Source organism: Longimicrobiales bacterium (genome assembly GCA_029245345.1).
Lineage (GTDB): Bacteria > Gemmatimonadota > Gemmatimonadetes > Longimicrobiales > Gaopeijiaceae > CALFPJ01.
Map to the genome: position 1 here is coordinate 136146 of JAQWPM010000002.1, position 21267 is coordinate 157412.

27 protein-coding genes and 1 tRNA gene are annotated in these 21267 nt (G+C 61.2%); 24 read left to right on the top strand and 4 right to left on the bottom strand.

Annotated features, from left to right (window positions below; translation table 11 throughout):
* The first annotated feature begins 13 nt into the window (after positions 1-13).
* Together P8L30_00635 and P8L30_00640 are read left to right on the top strand one after the other, a co-directional pair.
* The gene (locus tag P8L30_00635; GenBank protein ID MDG2238711.1) at positions 14-244 is read left to right on the top strand and encodes a hypothetical protein; all 231 of its coding nucleotides are present in this window, start codon (positions 14-16) and stop codon (positions 242-244) included.
* A 163-nt stretch (positions 245-407) separates the two neighbouring features.
* Positions 408-501: transfer RNA gene (locus P8L30_00640), tRNA-Sec, on the top strand.
* A 45-nt stretch (positions 502-546) separates the two neighbouring features.
* Here the strand turns inward: P8L30_00640 and P8L30_00645 are convergent.
* Together P8L30_00645 and P8L30_00650 are read right to left on the bottom strand one after the other, a co-directional pair.
* Entirely contained in the window at positions 547-1152 is a 606-nt protein-coding gene (locus P8L30_00645) for a hypothetical protein (protein ID MDG2238712.1), read from the bottom strand.
* Positions 1149-1907 (bottom strand): UDP-2,3-diacylglucosamine diphosphatase, encoded by a 759-nt coding sequence (locus P8L30_00650; protein ID MDG2238713.1) that lies wholly within the window; start codon positions 1905-1907, stop codon positions 1149-1151. The genes P8L30_00645 and P8L30_00650 overlap by 4 nt, the downstream gene beginning before the upstream one ends.
* A gap of 80 nt (positions 1908-1987) precedes the next feature.
* Here P8L30_00650 and P8L30_00655 point away from each other — a divergent pair, with 80 nt between their 5' ends.
* The 17 genes from P8L30_00655 (at position 1988) to P8L30_00735 (ending at position 13876) form a co-directional block, all read left to right on the top strand.
* Positions 1988-2698, top strand: a complete 711-nt coding sequence (locus P8L30_00655) for a hypothetical protein (GenBank protein MDG2238714.1) — start codon at positions 1988-1990, stop codon at positions 2696-2698.
* A 4-nt stretch (positions 2699-2702) separates the two neighbouring features.
* On the top strand, positions 2703-3215 hold the full coding sequence (locus P8L30_00660) for an LptE family protein (GenBank protein ID MDG2238715.1): 513 nt from the start codon (positions 2703-2705) through the stop codon (positions 3213-3215).
* A gap of 72 nt (positions 3216-3287) precedes the next feature.
* Positions 3288-3764: a Na+/H+ antiporter subunit E gene (locus P8L30_00665; GenBank protein MDG2238716.1), complete on the top strand. Its 477-nt coding sequence runs from the start codon at positions 3288-3290 to the stop codon at positions 3762-3764.
* The gene (locus tag P8L30_00670; protein ID MDG2238717.1) at positions 3761-4048 is read left to right on the top strand and encodes a monovalent cation/H+ antiporter complex subunit F; all 288 of its coding nucleotides are present in this window, start codon (positions 3761-3763) and stop codon (positions 4046-4048) included. Before P8L30_00665 ends, P8L30_00670 begins: the two co-directional genes overlap by 4 nt.
* Positions 4048-4395, top strand: coding sequence for a monovalent cation/H(+) antiporter subunit G (mnhG, locus tag P8L30_00675; GenBank protein ID MDG2238718.1), 348 nt, complete (start codon positions 4048-4050; stop codon positions 4393-4395). Before P8L30_00670 ends, mnhG begins: the two co-directional genes overlap by 1 nt.
* Positions 4392-5072, top strand: a complete 681-nt coding sequence (locus P8L30_00680; GenBank protein ID MDG2238719.1) for a DUF4040 domain-containing protein — start codon at positions 4392-4394, stop codon at positions 5070-5072. The genes mnhG and P8L30_00680 overlap by 4 nt, the downstream gene beginning before the upstream one ends.
* Positions 5065-5490: a Na(+)/H(+) antiporter subunit B gene (locus P8L30_00685; protein MDG2238720.1), complete on the top strand. Its 426-nt coding sequence runs from the start codon at positions 5065-5067 to the stop codon at positions 5488-5490. Before P8L30_00680 ends, P8L30_00685 begins: the two co-directional genes overlap by 8 nt.
* Positions 5487-5840 carry a cation:proton antiporter subunit C gene (locus P8L30_00690; protein ID MDG2238721.1) on the top strand — a complete coding sequence of 118 codons (354 nt, stop codon included), beginning with the start codon at positions 5487-5489 and terminating at the stop codon, positions 5838-5840. Before P8L30_00685 ends, P8L30_00690 begins: the two co-directional genes overlap by 4 nt.
* Positions 5837-7312 (top strand): monovalent cation/H+ antiporter subunit D family protein, encoded by a 1476-nt coding sequence (locus P8L30_00695; GenBank protein ID MDG2238722.1) that lies wholly within the window; start codon positions 5837-5839, stop codon positions 7310-7312. The genes P8L30_00690 and P8L30_00695 overlap by 4 nt, the downstream gene beginning before the upstream one ends.
* Entirely contained in the window at positions 7309-8784 is a 1476-nt protein-coding gene (locus tag P8L30_00700; protein ID MDG2238723.1) for a proton-conducting transporter membrane subunit, read from the top strand. Before P8L30_00695 ends, P8L30_00700 begins: the two co-directional genes overlap by 4 nt.
* The gene (locus P8L30_00705; protein MDG2238724.1) at positions 8781-9089 is read left to right on the top strand and encodes a hypothetical protein; all 309 of its coding nucleotides are present in this window, start codon (positions 8781-8783) and stop codon (positions 9087-9089) included. The genes P8L30_00700 and P8L30_00705 overlap by 4 nt, the downstream gene beginning before the upstream one ends.
* Positions 9079-10842, top strand: a complete 1764-nt coding sequence (locus P8L30_00710; protein ID MDG2238725.1) for a Na(+)/H(+) antiporter subunit D — start codon at positions 9079-9081, stop codon at positions 10840-10842. The genes P8L30_00705 and P8L30_00710 overlap by 11 nt, the downstream gene beginning before the upstream one ends.
* 31 nt (positions 10843-10873) lie before the next feature.
* Positions 10874-11725 (top strand): hypothetical protein, encoded by an 852-nt coding sequence (locus P8L30_00715; GenBank protein ID MDG2238726.1) that lies wholly within the window; start codon positions 10874-10876, stop codon positions 11723-11725.
* Positions 11722-12213 carry a D-glycero-beta-D-manno-heptose 1-phosphate adenylyltransferase gene (gene rfaE2 / locus P8L30_00720; GenBank protein MDG2238727.1) on the top strand — a complete coding sequence of 164 codons (492 nt, stop codon included), beginning with the start codon at positions 11722-11724 and terminating at the stop codon, positions 12211-12213. Before P8L30_00715 ends, rfaE2 begins: the two co-directional genes overlap by 4 nt.
* Positions 12210-12929, top strand: coding sequence for a ribonuclease PH (gene rph, locus P8L30_00725; protein MDG2238728.1), 720 nt, complete (start codon positions 12210-12212; stop codon positions 12927-12929). The genes rfaE2 and rph overlap by 4 nt, the downstream gene beginning before the upstream one ends.
* Before the next feature lies 1 nt (position 12930).
* Positions 12931-13554 (top strand): non-canonical purine NTP pyrophosphatase, encoded by a 624-nt coding sequence (locus P8L30_00730; GenBank protein ID MDG2238729.1) that lies wholly within the window; start codon positions 12931-12933, stop codon positions 13552-13554.
* Position 13555: 1 nt separating this feature from the next.
* Complete coding sequence (locus P8L30_00735) at positions 13556-13876, top strand: DUF971 domain-containing protein (GenBank protein MDG2238730.1); 321 nt, start codon at positions 13556-13558, stop codon at positions 13874-13876.
* A gap of 38 nt (positions 13877-13914) precedes the next feature.
* Here the strand turns inward: P8L30_00735 and P8L30_00740 are convergent, their stop codons facing one another.
* Positions 13915-14898 carry a hypothetical protein gene (locus P8L30_00740; protein ID MDG2238731.1) on the bottom strand — a complete coding sequence of 328 codons (984 nt, stop codon included), beginning with the start codon at positions 14896-14898 and terminating at the stop codon, positions 13915-13917.
* A gap of 165 nt (positions 14899-15063) precedes the next feature.
* Between P8L30_00740 and P8L30_00745 the strand changes: the two genes are divergently transcribed.
* Genes P8L30_00745 through P8L30_00755 form a run of 3 tightly spaced genes read left to right on the top strand, consistent with a single transcriptional unit; the run spans position 15064 to position 18156 of the window.
* Positions 15064-16293: an aminomethyltransferase family protein gene (locus tag P8L30_00745; protein ID MDG2238732.1), complete on the top strand. Its 1230-nt coding sequence runs from the start codon at positions 15064-15066 to the stop codon at positions 16291-16293.
* A complete protein-coding gene (locus tag P8L30_00750) occupies positions 16293-17882 on the top strand; it encodes an NAD(P)/FAD-dependent oxidoreductase (protein MDG2238733.1) in 1590 nt (529 codons plus the stop codon). Before P8L30_00745 ends, P8L30_00750 begins: the two co-directional genes overlap by 1 nt.
* A gap of 37 nt (positions 17883-17919) precedes the next feature.
* Positions 17920-18156 (top strand): hypothetical protein, encoded by a 237-nt coding sequence (locus tag P8L30_00755; GenBank protein MDG2238734.1) that lies wholly within the window; start codon positions 17920-17922, stop codon positions 18154-18156.
* A gap of 76 nt (positions 18157-18232) precedes the next feature.
* Here the strand turns inward: P8L30_00755 and P8L30_00760 are convergent, their stop codons facing one another.
* Positions 18233-18418, bottom strand: a complete 186-nt coding sequence (locus P8L30_00760; protein ID MDG2238735.1) for a hypothetical protein — start codon at positions 18416-18418, stop codon at positions 18233-18235.
* Between the two features lie 215 nt (positions 18419-18633).
* Between P8L30_00760 and P8L30_00765 the strand changes: the two genes are divergently transcribed.
* Positions 18634-19935, top strand: a complete 1302-nt coding sequence (locus P8L30_00765) for an acetylornithine deacetylase/succinyl-diaminopimelate desuccinylase family protein (GenBank protein MDG2238736.1) — start codon at positions 18634-18636, stop codon at positions 19933-19935.
* A gap of 717 nt (positions 19936-20652) precedes the next feature.
* Entirely contained in the window at positions 20653-21198 is a 546-nt protein-coding gene (locus P8L30_00770; GenBank protein MDG2238737.1) for a YaeQ family protein, read from the top strand.
* The last annotated feature ends 69 nt before the right edge of the window (positions 21199-21267 follow it).

Consider the following 21267-nt stretch of genomic DNA (forward strand, 5'->3'; position numbering starts at 1 on the left):
ATTCGTTTGGGTGATGAGGGAGAAGCCACTGCTCGCAGATATGGCCGACGCTTACTCTGGCGATGACGTAGTGGCTCTGGGGTTGAACGAGGACCTGCCACCCGACGATGCTCTCGCCTTTCTGGACGAAATCGGAGGGGTGGGTTATCCGCTCGCTGCGGGACTGGATCGACTGCGCGACAGCTACGGATATCGCGGACTGCCATACAGAGTGGTGATTGGACAGGACGGGATGGTCATCTAGGCGAGGTAGGGCTTCGGGACGTCTGTCGAACCGATCCAGACTGCCGTAGATGGCGCTTTGAGCGACGGTCCGTAACGAGCTCGGGCTCTTGGCGATCTGCACGCGTCGCCCTATCGTCCGGCCCCGCGAAGCTGTCCTCAGACAGCGTGAAGGACGCGGCTAAGGGGGCGGAGGGAGACTGGTGTCTTCGGCGGTCTTCAAAACCGTGCAGCCCGGCTAGAACCCGGGTAGGTGGGTTCGATTCCCACACGTTCCCGTCAAACGACGGTGGATAGAGCCTATGGCCGCTTGGCCCCGCGCCTCTAGTTCCCGACCGGGATCTTGAATCCCACGTCCATCCGGCCGTTTCCGACCGGACTCGCCTCGAACTCGATCGGGGCCGGGAAGTCCTTTAGGTGCGACGAGACGTACGCATCTGCACCGCTCAAAAAGAGCAAGAAGATTCCCAAAGCAGCCCAGTCCTCCTGCTGCTGCAGACGAGACTCGGTCAGTGCGGTCAGGTCCTCGAGCGTCGGGTCAGCATCGAGGACTTCTTGAATGGCATCCACTTCGACGATGCCTTGGTCGGCCAGCTCGGCGCGTATCACTGACTCCCGGAAGTCGGCGCGATTGCGAGCTTCGCTGATGCGCCTGCGCGTCCGCAGAATCCCGTAGCCACTCGTGGCCTCAAGAACGAAGTAGAACCCGGCCCTGGTACGCGCCCCAATGGAGGCGTGCCCCCAGCCAGGAACCAAGACTGCACGGAGGAAGGCGCCGGTTGGACTGACACCCACACGCACAGCAGCCGAGTCTGGGGCCGCGGGGGAATCCATGTTCTGGGCGGAGACCTCGGCCACGCTCAATAGCGCGATCGCCAAGGCGCACAGGGTCACTGAGCCCAGTCGATGGATTGGCAGTCTCGCGATCACTTGATGGTTCCGTCCCACTCTTCGAGTCGAGGCTCTTGGCCTTCGCGAAGTACGATGTAACTCCGGTGATACACCCAGTCCCCCGAGTTCATATACCACCGACCTTCGGCGACAGGCACAAGCTCGGGCAGGTGCGTATGACCCAGCAATACCAGATCAAGTTCCGACCGGCGGCCCATTTCACCAACGGCCCATTCTCGTAGTGCTGCCGCCCGGCTCAGTTCCATCGGGCCGGGTGCGGTCCAACGGTGCTCCGTCTCAGAGACCCCTCGAGCCACTAGGTCGCCCACGACCGGGGGCAACGAGGCGAAGGCCCAGCGCGTGAGGCGGCCGTGAAGCACCAACTTGAGCATCCGATAGCCGAGATCACCCTTACCGAGCCCGTCCCCATGGGCGACCAAGGTGTTTAAGCCCGCAAGCCTCTGGACGATCGGCGCCTGATTGTATTCCAGCCCGATTTCGTCCCGGAGATAACGTCCTCCCCACCAGTCGTGATTGCCCCCCATGAGAGTGATGCGCACACCGTCGTTAACGATCGACTTCAGCAGTGCGAGGGGTTCGTCGTGCCCCGCGGTGTGCCCCCAGATGTACTCGAACCAGAAGTCGAAGAGATCACCGTTCAGGACGATGTGAGACGTGACTTCGCTGGCCTGCTTGAGCCAGGACAGGAAGGCGCCTTGTTGCTCGGCCGAGATGGAGCCGAGATGGACGTCGGAGGCGACGAGGACGGTCTTGTCGGGGTCGGTGAAGTTCACCCGCGAAAGATCAACGAACAGCGGCGGCCCGGAAGGGGTAGGAGTGCCTGGATCGCCCGACTACCTTTGGCCCAATGCTCATGTTCGACACACACAAACGCCGTCAGAGAGCGCTGCTCTCGCTCGCCGCGACGCTCGCCATGAGCAGTTGTGCGTCCCGCCGTGTCGTGGTGGTAGCTCCAGCCATGGACGCGGAGCAGCGTGCGCTGGCGCTCGAGGACCACACGAGTCTTGAATACCCCCTCCGCATCGTCTTCGATTGGGAACTCAACGAGCAGGGTGTCCGAGTCTTCGGGCGGGGTGTCGCCCGAATCGAGCCCCCGTACAAGGCCCGGCTCGACCTGTTCTTGGGTAGCGGTGAAACGGTTCTTCAGGCGGCGCTAGTCAATGGGAAGATGATCCTACCTCCCGGTATGCCCGATGACATCCTTCCTCCGTTAGATCTCATGTGGGGTGTGCTTGGTGTTTTCCGCCCGGAGTATGGGATCGAGCTTCTTGGAGGGGACGAACTCGACGGAGGAATGACTCGGCTCAGATACCGCTACACGGATGGAACCGAGCTTCACTATGGGGTCCAGGACGGAGTCCTCAAGCGTCTCGACCTGATTGATCGCGGAGACGTCGTTCAGTGGGTCGAGGTCGATCTCGAGGAGAATGGCCGATACCCAGTTCAGGCCACCTATCGTAATTTGGCCGAGTTCCGTGAATTGAAGCTCACGCGCGAGAGCCTCACTCGAGTTGAGCCCTTCGCGCCTGACACCTGGGATCCTATTGGCAGGTTGGAGTTCTGAACCGATGAAAATGCGAACCAGCCGATTTGTCGTCTTTGCGCTGCTTCTCGCAACGACGAGCTGCGCCTACTCCTTCCGCGCTGGCTCGTTTCCGCCGGCGCATGTGAAGACGATCGCCGTGCAGCCGTTCGACAACGAGACCAATCGGTTCGAGTTGGCCGGTGAGGTCTACGACGAACTACTGCGTAACCTGCCCCGGGCGCTTGGGGTGCGGACGGCCGGAGGCGACGTTGCGGATGCCATCGTGCGCGGCTCCATCACACGATACGACGTCGTGGCACCGAACTATCGGGCCGCGGCCGAAGGCCAGGCTGCCCAGGTTTTGCAGCGTCAGGTGAACATCACGGTGGCCGTGGAGATCGTGGATCTCGTCGAAAATATCATCCTCTGGGAATCCCGCAGCGTCATCGCTCAAGGGCAGTTTCTGGAAGCTTCAGAGACCGAAGAGGTGGGCCGAGCTGAGGCCATCGAATTGCTCATTCAGAAGATTGTAGACGGCGCCCAGTCGAACTGGTAGGTTTTGCCGTCGTTTCCTCCGGGTAGGCCCTCCAAGCTCTCTCCGAACTCCCACCTCAGCCTAGGTGTAACGTTGCTCCGAGCCTTCGGACTAGGTGCAATCCTCTTCGGCTTTTGGCTTGCTCTTTCGGGCCACTACACGCCCCTGCTCAATAGCTTGGGGGCGGGATCATCCGTGCTCGTGGTTTACCTCGCGGTGCGCATGGACGTCGTGGATCATGAGGGTGTGCCGTTGCAAGTCGGTGGACGCTTCTGGATGTACGTCCCGTGGCTCATGTGGGAGATCGTGATCGCGAACATTGCGGTCGCAAAGGTCATCCTGGATCCCCGATTGCCGATCAGCCCGCGTATGGTCGTCTTCCATGGTTCTCAGAAGAGCGACCTCGGGAAGTTCATCTACGCCAATTCGATCACGCTGACGCCGGGAACGATCACTACTGGGGTCGAAGGCCAAGAATTCCAAATCCATGCCCTGAGCTCGGCCGATTTGGAGTCCGAAGACGAAGAAAAAGAGATGGATCGTCGGTGCAGGCACGTGGAGGGTGGATGATGTTTGTTGCCGCCACGGCAGGCATTCTGATCAGCATGACGCTGGCGTTGGTGCGCGCGCTGCTAGGCCCGACGGTTTATGACCGCGTAATGGCGGTGAACACGTTCGGTACCAAGACGGTGCTTCTGATCGCGGTACTCGGGTTTCTCGCGGAGCGGCCTGAGTTCTTGGACGTCGCGCTGGCATACGCACTCATCAACTTCATCGGCACCATCGCTGTTCTGAAGTTCTTCGAGTTCGGTGATCTGGGGCTCACGCGACGTGCAGAGCAGGAGGGCGACTGATGGATATGGCCTTCAACGTTGCCAGCTGGGTCTCCATCGGGGGTGGGCTCTTCTTCATGATCGTGGGGACGATCGGCATCTTGCGTTTGCCTGACGTGTTTACCCGCCTGCACGCTGCAGGGATGACTGACACGATGGGTGCCGGCCTTCTCATTCTCGGAATGTCACTCCAGACGATTCTGAGCATGATCCACGGGGAGACGAGCTATTGGATGGTGCTGGTGCGCCTCGTGCTCATCTACGCGTTCCTGATGTTCACGAGCCCCATCGCGACCCATGCCCTCGCGCGGGCTGCGATTGCAACTGGCGTAGAGCCTTTGATCGTGGCGGAGGGCGACGAAGAATGATCGAAATCGTCGACATCGTTCTCCTCATCCTACTCGCCACGACTGGTGTTGCCGTAGCTCGACAGCGAAACCTGTTCGCAGCAGTGATGTTGGCCGGTATCTACAGCCTGCTTTCCGCCGGATTGTTCATGGTGATGGATGCCGTGGATGTAGCGTTTACCGAAGCGGCCGTGGGTGCGGGTATCTCGACCGTACTCCTTCTGGGCACGCTCGCTCTTGTTGGACACGAGGAGCAGAAGCCCAAGCACACGCCGATTCTACCGCTCTTCGTGGTGCTGGTGACCGGTGCGATCCTCGTCTACGGGACGTCCGAGCTGCCACCTTTCGGCGCAGCCGACAATCCGGCCCATCTGCACGTGGCACCTCATTACATCGAGGAGTCCGAGCACGAGGTGGGGCACATTCCGAACGTTGTCACGTCGGTCCTCGCCTCTTACCGAAGCTACGACACGATGGGCGAAACCGCGGTGATCTTCACCGCGATGGTAGGGGTCTTGCTTCTCCTCTCGCGTGGGCCGCTCCCTCGGCGCGTGTTCCACGAGGGGCGATGGATGACGCTGAGGCCCGGCACCAAAAGGGAAGACCTAGAGTCTGATTCGGACAGTGAAGGGGACGACCCTTCGGGCGACGTTTCCGGCGCTCCTGGGACTTCCGCCGAGGAGGACGGAGATGGATGACCGATTAATCCTTCGCGTTGGGGCCAAGATCCTGATTCCGTTTATTCTTCTGTTTGCCCTGTACGTCCAGTTCCATGGGGACTACGGCCCGGGAGGCGGATTCCAGGCTGGAGTCATCTTCGCCGCGGCGTTTGTCCTTTACGCGTTGGTCTACGGGCTCGGAAATGCAGTGAAGGTTCTGCCGCCGCACGCCGTCTACGTGTGCGGGGCATCCGGTGTTCTTCTCTACATCTCGGTCGGTCTCGTAGGCTTGTTCAAGGGCGGGAACTACCTGGACTACAATGTGTTGGCGCATGACCCGCTTCATGGGCAGCACTGGGGCATTCTTTTGGTCGAGCTTGGCGTTCTCATCACGGTGTTCGGCGTGATGGTCGCGCTCTTCTACGCCTTCGCTGGTCGCCGGAGAATCGATCCTTGAGGGCGCTCGGACTGTTCAACTACTGGGCCGTGATCGTCCTGATGATGGTGGGCTTCTACACGCTCATCGCGCGGGGCAACCTGGTGAAGAAGCTCATCGGACTGAATCTGTTTCAGACGTCCGTCATCATGATGTACGTCTCGTTCGGAAAGGTGACGGGAGGGACTGCGCCGATCCTGCTCGAGCATGGTGAGGACGCGGTGTATTCCAACCCGATACCACATGTGCTCATGCTGACGGCGATCGTGGTCGGTGTGGCGACTCTGGCATTGGGGCTGAGCCTCGTTGTCCGGATCAAAGAAGCGTACGGGACCATTGAAGAAGACGAGATCCGGGATAGCAGCCTGTGAGCCAGCATCTCCCCGCATTGCTCGTCGTAATCCCGCTGCTCCTGGCGCCGATCGCGGCGTTGGTGAACCGTTGGAAGGCCGCATGGGTGATCGCGGTCGGGGCCGCGTTTTGGGCGCTCTACGCTTCGGTCTCGCTTGTCAGGATCGTGTTGGATCAAGGAGCGCTCAACTACGAAATGGGTGGCTGGGCTGCACCGTACGGCATCGAATACCGTGTCGACCTGGCCAGCGCATTCGTCGCGCTTATCGTGTCGGTCATTGCCGCTGTCACGATCTTGTACGCACGGACCAGCGTTCAACGCGAAGTAAGCGAGGACCGCGGAGCGCTTTTCTACTCTGCCTTCATCCTGTGTATGACAGGGCTCCTCGGCATCGCGGTGACTGGCGACGTCTTCAACGTCTTCGTCTTCCTCGAGGTGTCGTCCTTGTCGGCCTATGCGCTCATCGCGATGGGGCAGGATCGAAGGGCGCTCACGGCGTCGTTCCAGTACCTGATCATGGGCAGCTTGGGTGCCACGTTCATTGTGATTGGTATCGGTCTGTTGTACGTGATGACCGGGACGCTCAACATGGCGGACCTGGCGGAGCGCATTCCCGAGGTCGCGAGCAATCGCACGATTCCGGTGGCGTTCACCTTCCTGACGGTGGGCATCACGCTGAAGCTGGCGTTGTTTCCGCTGCACTTGTGGCTGCCAAACGCGTACACGTACGCCCCCTCGGCCGTTACGGCGTTCATCGCCTCGACCATGACCAAGGTCGCCGTCTATCTGCTGCTGAGGTTCTTCTTCACGATCTTCGGCGCGGACTTCTCGTTCGGTCAGATGCACCTCGAGATGGTCTTGATGCCACTCGCGGTCGTCGCGATTCTGACGATGTCACTTGTTGCGATCTACCAAGACAACGTGAAGCGGCTCCTAGCCTACTCGTCGGTGGCCCAGATCGGGTACATGGTGCTCGGCATCAGTTTTGCGTCGGTACTCGGTGTGACTGCAGGGCTTATTCACCTGTTCAACCACGCGCTCATGAAGGGCGCGCTGTTCATGGCGATGGGCTGCATCATGTACAGCATCGGCTCTGTCCGCATCGACAAGATGGCTGGTCTCGGCAAGAAAATGCCGTGGACGATGGCCGCCTTCGTGGGAGGTGGACTCAGCCTCATCGGCGTGCCGTTCACCGTGGGCTTCATCAGCAAATGGTACCTGGTGCAAGCCGCGTTGGAGCAAGGCATGTGGCCGATCGCCGCGGTGGTGATGGTCGGCTCGCTGATGGCTGTGGTCTACGTCTGGAAGGTTGTCGAAGTCGCATACTTCCAGACGGCGGATCCGGACCACGACATCAAAGAGGCACCGCTCAGTCTGCTGATCCCGACCTGGGCGCTTGTCGCCGCCAGCTTCTACTTCGGCATCGACGCGACGACCACGTCTGACATTGCGACGAAGGCTGCGGAAGCGCTGCTGGGGGTAATGCCATGAGCGGCGGAACATTGATCGCGATTGCGATGCTCCTCCCAGTCGTGGGTGGGTTCATCGTCCTGATGCTGGGCAAACACCCGAACGCTCGTGAGACAGTGACGCTTCTCACGGGTGGTCTCACGTTCTGGCACGTCTATCAGCTGCTTCCCATGGTGCAGGCTGGCGAGCGGCCGCGACTCGATCTCTTCGAAGTCGTTCCGGGTGTTCAGATCGCGTTCGAGGTCGAGCCGCTTGGAATGCTCTTCGCGCTGGTTGCCGCATTCCTTTGGCCGATCACGTCGCTTTATGCGATCGGGTACATGCGAGGCCACCACGAGGAGAATCAAAGTCGGTTCTTCTTTTTCTTCGCCGTGGCCATTGCCGGAGCTTTGGGCGTCGCCTTTAGTGCGAATCTCTTCACACTCTTCGCGTTCTATGAGGTACTGACGCTCTGCACCTTCCCTTTGGTGACACATCACCAGACGGAGGAGGCGAAGAAGGCAGGCCGGATCTATCTTGGCATCTTGCTGACCACATCCGTGGGCTTCCAGCTGCTTGCCATCATCTGGACGTGGCAGCTCGCGGGAACGGTGGACTTCACGGACGGTGGAATCCTGGCAGGTACCGCTGGAACGGGGGTGCTGAGCGCCATCTTGGTGCTGTTTGTCTTTGGTGTCGGTAAGGCCGCGGTGATGCCGTTCCACAGGTGGCTCCCGGCTGCCATGGTGGCGCCTACGCCTGTTTCCGCATTGCTTCACGCCGTCGCAGTCGTGAAGGCCGGTGTCTTCACGGTGCTCAAGGTCTCGGTGTACGTCTTCGGCATCGATCTGCTCGGGACGCTCGCGGCCACACCGTGGCTCGCTTGGGTCGCTGCCATGACGATCATCCTCGGGTCGCTCGTCGCGTTCACGAAGGACAATCTCAAGGCGCGACTCGCCTACTCGACCATCAGTCAGCTCTCCTATATCGTGCTCGGCGCGCTGCTGGCGAACGAGTGGGGCATCATCGGTGGGGGGATGCACATCGCGATGCATGCGTTCGGGAAGATCACGCTCTTCTTTGCTGCGGGGGCTGTCATGGTCGCGGCGCACGAGAAAAAGATCAGCCGTATGCATGGGCTCGGGCGCACGATGCCGATCACCTTTGGAGCGTTCTTCGTCGGGTCGCTTTCCATTATTGGTCTGCCCCCGGCTGGCGGAAGCTGGAGCAAGTGGTTCCTCGCCATGGGTACGCTCGAGGCCGGGCAGGTCGGCCTGCTCATGGTCCTCATGCTCAGCTCACTTCTCGGTTTGTACTATCTGCTTGAGGTGCCCGTGAAGGCGTTCTTCTTCAAGCCGCTGGAGGACGCCCACCATCGTGAGGGCATTCACGAGGCTCCCACGGCGAGCCTGATCGCCATCATCATCACGGCGATCATGACGGTAGGACTCTTCGTAAGACCAGACTTGGCGTTCAATCTGATGGCGATGGTGATTCCGGGAGGCGTGCAATGAGCCACGACGACCACGGGTCGCTCAAAGAGCCGATCGGGTGGATGGATAAGCCTGACTTGGTGAAGCGTCTCTTCACGGTCTTGTATGTGCTCGCCGGGATCTTGCTCGTCGCCGAGTTCGTTTTGGGTCGCGAGAACGCTCACCCCCACCCATGGGAGGGCATGCCGCTCTTCTACGCGGTCTACGGGTTCGCATCGTTCTGGTTCTTGGTGCTGCTCGCCCGGCCCATGCGGAAGCTGCTGATCCGCTCAGAGGACTACTACGAAGGCGGCGGACGCTACGAGGAGGACTCAGATGCTGAATAACCTCCCACCGTTCGTACTGTTCTTCGTCGGGGCTTTGCTCGTCGCGTTCACCAAAGGGTCTGTCAGGAAGGCCCTGGTGCTCGCCATCCCGCTCATTGGGGGCCTCAACCTGTGGTTTGGCGTAGAGCCGGGTGTGCACCTCCAGTTCGAGCTCATGGGGTACACGCTCACCCCGTTCAGAGCGGACAAGCTGAGCCTGCTGTTCGGGTATCTGTTCCACCTCGCGGCGTTCCTCGGCTTCATTTATGCCCTCCACCTTGGAGACGGGACGCCGGACGGTTCCGTCGCAGACGAGGTGGGCGAAACCGACATTGTCGGGAATAAGAGCGCCGGACTGCAGCACGTCTCGGCGATGCTGTATGCCGGATCCGCGATTGGTGCGGTATTCGCCGGCGATCTGATCACGCTCTTCATTTTCTGGGAACTCCTGGCGATCACGTCGGCATTCCTGATCTGGGCGCGTGATTCAGACCGTTCGTTCGCCACTGGATTCCGATACCTGATCATCCATGTGGTGTCGGGTGTCATGCTGCTCTCCGCAGCGTTAATGATTGCGCACTCGACGGGGTCGATTGCCTTTGAGCACATCGATCTCGAGAGTGCGGGCGCCGCGGGATGGGTCCTGCTCTTGGCGTTCGGAATCAAGGCCGGCTTCCCGTTGGCCCACAACTGGATCACCGAGGCGTACCCTGAGAGCACGCCGACCGGAACCGTGTTCCTTAGTGCCTTCACGACGAAGGTGGCGGTCTACGCACTCGCTCGGAGTTTCGCGGGCGCGGACGTGTTGGTGATCGTAGGGACAGCGATGACGTTCTTCCCGATCTTCTATGCGGTCCTGGAGAACGACCTGCGGCGGGTGCTCGGCTACTCCATGGTCAACCAGATCGGCTTCATGATTGCCGGTATTGGGATCGGCACGGCGTTGGCCGTGAACGGAGCCGTCGCGCACGCCTTTGCGGATGTCATCTTCAAGGGCCTGCTCTTCATGTCGATGGGTGCCGTGCTGACGATGACGGGTCGCTCGAAGGGGACCGACTTGGGTGGTCTCTACAAGACGATGCCCATCACGGCCACGTTATGCATCTTCGGTGCCGCCGCGATCTCGGCGTTCCCTCTGTTCAGCGCCTTCGTTACGAAGTCCATGATCATGGTGGCTGCGATCGAGGAGCATCACTACATCGTTTGGTTGTTTATGCTCTTCGCGTCCGCGGGTGTACTCGAGCATGCGGGCATCAAGATCCCGTACTTCGCTTTCTTCGCGCACGACTCGGGTATTCGCACGAAAGAGCCGCCGAAGAACATGCTCATCGCCATGTCCATCGGGGCCGTGTTGTGTGTGCTGATCGGCATGTTCCCGATGCAGTTCTACACGCTGCTGCCATATGAGATGGACTACCATCCCTACGACACCACACATGTGCTTGTGCAGCTCCAGCTGCTGTGTTTTGGTGCGATTGGATTCGTGATGCTCATGAAGACGGGCATCTATCCGGACGAAAAACGTGCCGTGCACATCGACGGGGAAGTGCTTTACAGGAAACTGGGCCCGTGGCTGGTGCGTTCAATTGGTGGCGCCGTCGCGCGAGTCGACACGTACGTGCGGGCGTCGGTGATGGAGTTCGTTGGGTCGGTCCTGCGGTCGGCAAATCGTTGGCACGGAAGTGAAGGTCCGTTGGCGCGGTCGTGGCCTACCGGCAGCATGGTCTTGTGGGTGGCGATCCTTCTGGCCGCTTACCTGGTCTTCTACCTCTGATCGCTCTCGCCACGGCGGGGCAGGTATCGATGTGACGTACCGGCTGGCGACGACTCCCGACACGATCACTCAGGCCCATTGGGTCCGAGATCGTCTCGCCGAGGCTGGGACACAGGTTCACGTCTCGCTCGTGGCCAACGGTTCCGGAGATCCGCTGGATGCTTTCGGGCGTGGCGACGCACACCTGGCACTTGTGGCCGGCACCCGGCTGCGCTTCCGGAAACGCGAAGGACTCCCGATTCTGGCTGTGCTCATACGAGTGGAGCCGCGCGACATGCTCGTCACGCCGGATGGCGCACCTACTTCGCTTCGGACCCTTGCCCCAGGGGTGAAAGTCGGAGTCTCGGGCGGACGTCGAAGGGCCTTTCTACGTGCGCACAGACCTGACTTGGTTGCGGTTTCACTCACGAATGGGACGAGCCCCGCAGTGGTCCTCGAGTCTGGACTCGCCGACGCGGCCATCCTGGGCGTCGCGGAAGCTCGCCAAGCAGGTTTGGGTGCGCTTGGTGCGGAGGTGCTCGATCCCAAGGCATGGCTTCCCGCTCCAGGGCAGGGGGCGTTGGCGTTGATCGGTGGGCACGACCTCGCGAAGCTCCCAGGTCTGGACGCGGTCGATCACGAGACCAGTCGAATCGCGCTTGAAACCGAACTCGCGCTTGTGGATGCGTTGTCTGTGCCTGCGGGGTCCGCGCTGGGCGCTCTCGCTCAGCCGACGGGTCGCTGGATCCGCCTGTGGGCGGCCGCGGCGAGTGAGGACGGCTCGGCGATGACTCGGTCCGATCTGACCGGTGTGTTGGATGACCCCAAGGGCCTGGCCGAGGCTGTGGCCCATCAGATGATTGAGCGCGGGCTCACTACGGTACTTTCTGGATCGGTCTCGTGAGCAACGTGGGGCTAGCCGACAAAGTCCTGTCGCGTTCCGAGTTGTTGGAGCGCTATAGGCGGCCTCGGGCGAACACGCTCGTCTTCACGAACGGCTGCTTCGATCTCATGCACCCGGGACACGTACACTACTTGGCAGCGGCTCGGGCGTTGGGTGACGCGCTTGTTGTCGCGGTTAATACCGACGATTCGGTTCGCCGACTTGGGAAAGGAGTGGGGCGCCCGCTCGTTCCGGAAGGGGATCGTGCTCTCGTGCTCGCGGCGCTGTCGTCTGTAGATGCAGTGTGTCTCTTTGCCGAGGACACTCCCCGCGAGCTTCTGTCAGGACTTCTGCCAGATGTGTTGGTAAAGGGGGGCGACTACGCTCCCCATTTGGTCGTCGGCCGTGATGAGGTTGAAGCGGCTGGTGGCCGTGTGGAACTGATCCCGTTCGTCGAGGGCTACTCGACAACGGAACTCGTACATCGAATTCAAGGCACTCAATCGTGACTACTCGCAGTGAAGGGCGGCGTCCGGACGATCCGCGATCCATCTCCATCGAGACCGGAGTCGCCCCGTATGCAGAGGGCTCGTGCATCATCGCGACCGGCCAGACCCGCGTTCTGTGCACGGCTTCGGTCGTCGAGGGCGTTCCGTCGTGGCGTGAGCGGAGCGGGGACGGTTGGGTGACGGCGGAGTACGCGATGCTTCCCCGAGCGACCCACACGCGGTCTAGACGTGAACGCAACGGGCCCAAGGGGCGTACGCAGGAGATTCAGCGGCTCATTGGCCGGTCCTTAAGGTCCGTGACGGACATGAAAGGCATGGGGCAGAACACGGTCACCGTCGACTGCGACGTCCTCCAGGCAGATGGTGGAACGCGAACTGCGTCCATCACCGGAGCTTGCGTGGCGTTGGCTCTGGCCGGTGAATGGATGCTAAACGAAGGAATCGCGGTGCGAAGCCCACTCCGAGAGCGTGTGGCGGCGGTCAGCGTCGGCATCGTGGACGGGGTCCCTTGTCTTGATCTCGACTATCCCGAAGACTCGAGTGCTCAGGTAGACATGAACGTGGTCGGCACCGAAGGCGGCGGTCTCGTCGAGGTTCAGGGAACAGCCGAGGGTGACCCGTTCTCACGGGCAGAACTCGACGCCCTGATCGACCTGGCCACGTCAGGGCTGGAGCGCCTTTTCGCGGCTCAGAGCAGGGCGCTGAAGGGAGACTGAGGTGGAGTTGCTCGTCTCCACCCGAAGCCAAGACAAGATGGTCGAGATACGCCGCATCTTAGGCGATGTGGCGGGGCTCAAAGTCATCGATCTGGATTCGGCCGGCATTCCTGAGAGTGACGACGAAGAAGGCATCGAGATCTACGACACCTTCGAGGAGAATGCTCGAGCCAAGGCTGAGTACTTCTACGCGAAGGTGGGCATCCCGACTGTTGCGGATGACAGTGGTCTGGAAGTAGACGCGTTGGGCGGAGCTCCGGGTGTACGCTCGAAGCGCTTCGCGCCTGATCGTGGCCTGAAGGGCAAGGCGCTAGATGGGGCGAACAACGATCATCTCGTGGAACGCCTGGGTGACTTAGAGCCGGCGAAACGCACAGGTCGGTATGTGTGCGCAGCTGTCTTGGTCGGGTTGGACCAAGACCCGATCACGATTCGCGGCGAGGCTGAGGGACTCATACTGAGTGAACCCCAAGGTCATGGCGGCTTCGGCTACGATCCGTATTTCTTCGATGCCGGCCTCGGGTGTAGCTTTGCGGAGTTGACTGCGAGGGACAAGAACGAACGGAGTCACCGCGGAAAGGCGTTCCGCGAACTGGCCCAACGTCTTGGTAAGAGAGAAGGCTAGCATGCTCCAGCCCCACTTCGATCCGCTCGAGATCGGTCCGAGTGATGACGGATCCCAACTCCGCATCTCGTGGAAAGACGGAGTTGTCTCTCACTTTGTGCCGCCGGCCCTCCGGCGCTTGTGCCCCTGCGCGGGATGTGTCGACGAAATGACTGGGATTCGCACCCTGCTACCAGAGCACATCGACGACAGCGTGTATCCGACCGCGATCCATTACGTGGGTCGGTATGCGATTCAACTCGTGTGGAGTGACAGTCACTCGACCGGTATCTACACCTTCGAGTATCTGCGCGGGCTCTGGGACACCGAGACGGGCGCGTAGCCAACGGCGACTTCGAGTTCCGCGCACGCTGAAGGTCGTCAGTTCGGAGTCGGTCGCCCGTTGCCTCGCGACCGTTCCGACGGTAGCGCAGGTACCATGGTCGCGCCCCGACCGGGACCCCGAACCTCGAAGTTCTTGAACTGGGTGGCAGACTCGCCGCTTCCCTCGTCCGTGATCTCGATCGTGATGCGATACGTGCCCTTCTGGATGCGGGCGTCTACGGTTCTGAATTCCGCTTGTGCGGCGCCGTCCTCAGCCTCAGAAGTTGCGGAGAAACTGGCGTCTACCACGCCGTCCGCACCGACCACCAAGGAGCCACCCTCATCCACCGGCGCGATCGCGACTCGAGTCGTGTAGATCGATCCTGCGGGAAGGTTGTAGATCTCGTAGAACAACTCAAATGAGCTCCCCGGGAACTGACTGGTGGGCAACAACGCGAGCGTCACGTCGTCCCGCGTCCATCCCGCTCGCGGGTTGGGCTGCCCCATGGCCACGTCGGAAATCATGAGGTGAGTCCCGGAATAATCGGGGATGACGTATTCGGTCGAGTAGAGCTGGCCGGTCCCGGGACGTGCCGCGTCAGACATGGTCACGCGTTGGACCGTTCCATTGGAGGGCAGCGTCTGGACCTCTACGTGGGTGTAGAGCAGGTGGTCCCCGGACAGCTGCTGGGGCACGCTGACGTATACGGAGTCGTCGGTACGTGTCACGGTGTGGCGTGCTGTGTCCGCGAGGACGAGCGCCACATCGAACCGGTACCGAGCCTGTCGTTCGTGCCACTCGCGGCCGAGCCGCCTGACTGGGACCGCGAAGGCGGCGACCACGGTCGTATTGCCTTCGTCGCCCCGGAACGAATACAGGTCGTAGAAGAAGGGAAGGGGGCGAGGGAGCGGTGCGACGCTGTCCGAGATAGCCGCAATAATCCCATCGTGCGCGATGTGATTCGCCACGTCACGTGGGGTGTGTTCCTCGATTGCCGCAGTAGCGGTTATGGCGAACAATAGGAGAAGTAGTCTTCTCATCGTCTCGTGATCATCGTTCTGGAGTTGAGCTCTGCTACTGAGTTAACCCGAAATCCTCGCGCCGCGTTCCGGCGCACCTATTATGTCCGACGTTCCAAGGCAACAATAGTGCACAGAGTTGCGCCGCACCGCACTGCACACCACACGAGATCTTACATGCCTCGCATGACCCCGTTTCAGCCCCGCCTGGAACCGCTGAACCACACAGGCGTCTGGAAGCACTGGTCCGGATACTTGGTCGCCCCACAGTACCAGTATTCCTTGAACGCTGAGTACTACTCCGTGCGCAACGCCGTGTCGGTGTTAGATACGTCACCGCTGTTCAAGTACCGGTTCGCCGGCGCAGATGCTGGCGCGCTGCTCGGACGGGCGATGGCGCGCGACATCGGCGGCTGTGGGGTCGGGAGAGCACAGTACACGTGTTGGTGTGACACCCGTGGATACGTCCTGCAAGACGGTGTGGTTATGCAGGTGGCCGCGGGCGAGTACTGGCTTACCGCAGCTGAACCCTCGCTCCGACACTTCCGAAACATCGGCCGCGAAATGGGGCTCGCCGACGTCAGCGTTGAAGACGTTTCGAATGACTTCGGGATTCTCGCGGTTCAGGGGCCCGAGGCGCATCACGTCATCAGCCAACTCACCGACGCAGCTGATCCACTCAAGTACTTCGGAGTCGCCCAGGCGACGATCGCGGGGTGCCCGGTAACGGTGTCTCGCACCGGCTACACCGGTGACCTGGGGTACGAATTGTGGATTCCCTCTGCGGACGCGTTGACGGTCTGGGACGCGCTGATGGTGGCGGGCAAGGGACACAACATCACGCCCATCGGGACGACGGCGCTCAAGATGGTTCGAGTGGAGGCGGGACTGCTCCTGATGGGTGCTGACTTCCACACCTCCAGGTTTGCGTGGGTCGATGCCGAACGTGAGACGCCTCACGAGTTGGGGTGGGGGTGGATGTTCAGCAAGCTGGCCCAGGACGACCGCGACTTCATTGGTCGTTCGGCTATCGAAGCCGAGATCGCTGGCGGCACCAGCCGGTGGAAAACCGTCGGTTTGGGGGTCGATTGGCACGACTACGAACGCGTCTACACCGCGGCCGGAATCGTCCCTCCACGGCACGAGCTCTACTCCGAATCGACCATGAGCATCTACCGGCGGGGAGGGAAGGAGTGGGACTACGCCGGATATGCCAGCAGCTTTTTGTCGTCGTCGCTGCTGAGAAAGCCGATCGCGCTCGCCAAGCTTCCCCTGGATCTGTGCACCGCAGGGTCCGAGGTCGATCTCGAGGTCTCGGTGATCCGCCAGCCGAAGAACGTTCTCGCTCGAGTCGAACGCATGCCGTTCTTTAATCCGTCGAGGAAGACTGCGCTGATGAGTGAGGGAGGCGTCTGATGCCGAACGCAGAGCGTTATGACGCGATCGTCATCGGTGGTGGCCACAACGGACTGGTCAATGCGGGATATCTCGCTCGAGCTGGCCTGAATACGCTGGTTCTCGAGCGTCGGCACCTCGTAGGGGGAGCCGCGATTACCGAAGAGCTGATTCCGGGCTTCAAGTTCACCACGTTCTCGTATGCCATCAGCCTGATGCGCCCGGAGATCGTCCAGGACTTGGAACTCGTGAAGCACGGCATGATGGTGCTGCCGCTTATCAACACGTTCCAGCCGGGCCTGGACGGAGAGTATCTCTTCCTGGGCGCTGACTCGGATGCGAACTACCACGAGATCGCGCGGATCTCGATCGAGGACGCAGAGGCGTCTCGCGACCTCGATCATCTGATCGCTCGTCTGGCCAGGGCTCTAAAGCCATGGATGGATCGTATCCCGCCCAACAGCCGCAGTTCGGATCCCGCGGACATCGCCCAGCTCGCCGAGCTTCGCGACTACATGGACGGACTCGACCCCGAGGTGCGGGGCTTGATGCAGAAATTCTACGACTGCAGCGCTGCGGAAATCTTGGACGAGTACTTCGAGAACGACCTTGTGAAGTCCCTATATGCGTCGAGTGGGATCATCGGCAGCAAGTGTGGGCCGCGGGACAAAGAATCCGGCCTTGTCTGGCTCTTCCACAAGATGGGCGACTACGACGGTGAGCCGGGTCACTGGGGCTTCCACAAGGGCGGCAACGGCGGCTTCACGCAGGTCTTGGCGCGGGCCCTAGAGGCCTTTGGTGGGAGCATTCGGACCCATGCAGGAGTGGAGCGTGTGTTGCACGAGGACGGGCGCGCCGTTGGCGTTTCTTTAGCGGACGGATCTACGATCGAAGCGGATCTCGTGGTGAGTGCTCTTGATCCCCGGCAGACGTTCACTCGATTGGTCGATCCAGCGGATCTTCCTGAAGACCTCGTGCAGCACGTATCGGACTACAAGTTCCAGGGCACCGCGGCCAAGGTGAATTTTGCCCTCTCAGGAGTCCCCGAATTTCCGGGGCTCGAGGGCCGGGAGGATCTGTTCATGGGCTTCACCAACCTGGGCCCGTCCATCGATTACCTGGAAGAAGCGTTTGCCGACTGTAAGGCCGGACGGTTCAGCCGGCGGCCTTTTCTGGATTGCTGCGTTCAGTCCACACTGGACCCCGACATGAGCCCTCCGGGAAAACACATCATGTCGTGTTTTGTCATGTACGCACCCTATCACTTGGCGGAGAGCGATTGGGACAGCGAGAGAGAAAACTTGGGTGACACCGTGCAGCAGACAATCGAGGAGTTCTTTCCGGGATTCAGCGATTTGATCTTGCACCGCGAAATCGTCACTCCACTCGACATCGAGAAGATTGTCGGCCTGAGCGAAGGCAACATCTTCGCGGGCGAACTCTTTGAATCTCAGCTGTTCTTGAATCGGCCGGCACCGGGTTGGAATCAGTACAGGACGCCGATTGCGGGGTACTACCAATGTGGCTCGGGGACGCATCCGGGTGGGTGTGTCACGGGTGGGCCCGGGAAGCTGGCTGCGGAGCAGATCCTGGGGGATCGATCCCGATGAAGAACGAACACATTGCCTTTGTCGGAGCCTTGGGTGAATGCCTCAGCGCGCTCCGTTCGACCCGGAGCATGTCACTCATCTCTTCCAGAGTTCGCTGGATGAGATCAGGGCCCGAGGACCCGCCGAAGTGGTCATCGGCGGTCGAAGCTTCAACGTGACTCGGGAGTTCCTGGAGGATCTGACCGAACAGAAGGAGGCGGTCCACTGCTCAGCGTCCGGGCGTAGCGTGACCGAACCCCGGCTGCCGGGCCAGTCAGGGCTCCTTCGTCCCTAAGTCGTTCATGACAACAAGGTAGGCGCCCGCGAGAAAGAGAAAGGTCACGCCGCACCCGATCGCGAAGAGTGTAATCTCAGGCATCTTGGCCCCCAGCCAGCAGTAGGGCTCCTGCCGAACAGATGGACGGGACCCAGATACCCACGAAGAGTCCCTGCTCCGTTTCTCCGGTGAACCACAAGGTCACGGAAAGGATGAGGGAGATGAATGCGGCGGTTAGGAACAGAGCCTTGGCTCTGCGGAGTCTAGATTGATTCGTCATTGTACACCAGTTGAATAGGTATATTACACGAATAGCTTAACAAGAACTGTACACAGAGGGCAACGGCTCTCCGCGGGTATGCGGCCGGTAGCATGGACGGGGGGCTCCGCGTCTTCCAGGCGGAGACGGATGAACCAAAGCACTCCCGCTCTGTATTGGGCTAATTTGATCCTCCCTCTATTCCTTCGTAGATCCGGAACCGCCGAGAGTACCTGATGAACACACCGGACTCCGTGCCCGCCCCTGTTGTCGACCGAATCCTCAAGGCCGTCGATTCTGTTACGGACGAGGTGGTGGACTTCACCTCCGAACTCGTCCGAATCCCCACGGTCAATCCGCCCGGTGACGTGTACGAGGACTGTGCCCGGGCCATTGGCGCGCGACTGGATCAGTTCGGTTTCGAGGTGGAATACCACACCGCTGAGGAACGCCCGGAACACACCAAGGAGCACCCCCGGGTCAACGTGGTGGGCACGCTCCACGGGAGCCGTCCGAACCCGTTGGTCCATCTCAACGGGCACTTCGACGTGGTCCCCGTCGGGGATGGCTGGACCGTGGACCCCTTTGGGGGCGAGGTGAAGGACGGGCGTATCTACGGAAGGGGCGTGGCCGACATGAAGGCCGGCATCGCGGCAGCGGTCTACGCGGTGGAAGCCATCCGCCGAGCAGGGGTTCGCCTCCTGGGCACGGTGGAGGTCTCGGGCACCGTGGACGAGGAAAGCGGCGGTTGGGCCGGTATGGCCCACCTGGCCAAGAAGGGCCGACTGGCCAAGGGCCGCACCGACGCGGTGATCATCCCCGAGCCTCTGAACGTGGACCGCATCTGCATCGGCCATCGCGGTGTGTATTGGTTCGAGATCGAAGCTATGGGCCACATCGGACATGGGAGTATGCCCTTCCTCGGGACCAGCGCCATCGAGCACATGGGTGCGGTCATCGACACCATGCGCAGGGAGCTCCTTCCCACCTTCGCCCAACGCACCACGGCAGCGCCGGTGGTTCCCCCTGGGGCCCGCCAGGCCACCCTGAACATCAATGCGTTGCACGGCGGGCAGCCCCTGGGTGACATCCAGTCTCCCTGTGTGGCGGACCGCTGCACCGCCGTCTTCGATCGGCGGTTTCTTATTGAGGAAGGGTTCGAGGACGTCCGGGGCGAAATCGTCTCGCTCCTGGATGGCATCAAGGACGAGATCCCCGAGTTCAAGTGGAACCTGAAGGACCTCATGGTGGTGCATCCCACGCGCACGCCCGACGACGCTTCGGTGGTCAAAGCGCTGGGCACTGCCATCTCCCGTGTATTGGGTCGGGATGCCACGCTGGTGGCCAGCCCGGGCACCTACGACCACAAGCACGTGGCCCGCATCGCAGGTGTGGAGAACTGCGTGGCCTACGGCCCCGGCATCCTGGAGTTGGCGCACCAGCCAGACGAGTGGTGCTCCATCGAGGACTTAGTGAACGCTACCCGGGTGCTGGCTATGGCCATCGTGGACCTGGTGGGCGTGGAAAACGTGGGCTGACGCCCCACGCCCTAGATGTGGTGCCTCCGTCGGTTTTCCAATTACGCTGTCGTGCGACTCTAGGGCGGAGTATTGTTTTTTGGTCTGATCTGGTCTGGCCTCGCCTCAGAATCGCAACGCGGATCGCAAGGTCCGTTGGCCCACCGCAGCTGCTGAGTCAGGCGTCTGACGTGCTGTGGGGTGAGTCGGCGGCATGGTCGCTTTGTTGAACTGTGAACTGGACCCGACCTGCCGGAGCCCATTGAAGTTCCCCCAGTGGGGCTGTCCTGGCGCACCAACCCTAGCCCGCTACTCGGATCGCAAGGCCTCAGAGCCCGTGCCAAGGAGCTGCCAGCGTTCAGGAACGGTCCTACAGGGGAGGAGCGGTGGGCTCCTTTGAGTATTCCCGCGGAGTATTAGATTCTGGCACGCTTTGGTAAGATGGCTGGCGGTAGTGAGTCGGTAACGCATTGCAGTAAAACAACTTCGGGGCGTGACGCAGTCCGGTAGCGCACCTGCTTTGGGGGCGACTTTATGGTGTCGGTGGGTGTCGACGCAGTTCTTGGCACAGTTTGGATCGTCGGACTCGCGCCGTCCTGAGCGGAGCCGCATCTCGTCCGCGTGAACTCTCCCGACCCCATCACCCGTCTCGACGCGGCGCCACGACGGAGGCCATTAAGTTGACCACGGCCCCATCCTCCCAATGGATGGAGTCGCCGACATCCAACTGAGATTGACATGGCCCTCCCCTCGACTGTGCACACCATCGAAGTCTCCCTCAGCCACATGGACCGTGGAGTGTACGAGCAGGTGAGCCTCAAGGCAGCCCGCCATCCCTCGGAGACCGAGGAGTATTTTCTGACGCGGCTACTCGCCTACTGCCTCGAATTCGTTGAGGGGATCACGTTCTCCAAGGGCGGCGTCTCAGATCCCGACGATCCGCCGCTCATGATCAAGGATCTCACCGGAGCGTGGAAGAGTTGGGTCGAGATCGGAGCCCCCAATGCTGCGCGCCTCCACCAGGCGAGCAAGGCGAGTCCGCGCGTTGCGCTATACACACATAAGGAGCCACGAATCTTGATGCGTAGCTACGAGGGCCAGCGCATACACAAGGCGGAGGAAGTCGAGATCTACGCGATCGACCGGGACTTCTTGGCCTCTCTCGTCGACAGTCTCGACCGCCGCATTGAGTGGGCGCTCTCGGTGACCGACAGCCAGTTGTTCTTGGACGTGGGCGGTGCATCATACGGCGGCGCCGTCGAACGACTGTCACTTCCCGGCTGAACGCCCCCGGCGATCGTGCCGGTGGGGACGGGTCCCGCGACCGTGAGTTCGAGTTGGGCGATCGGCGGC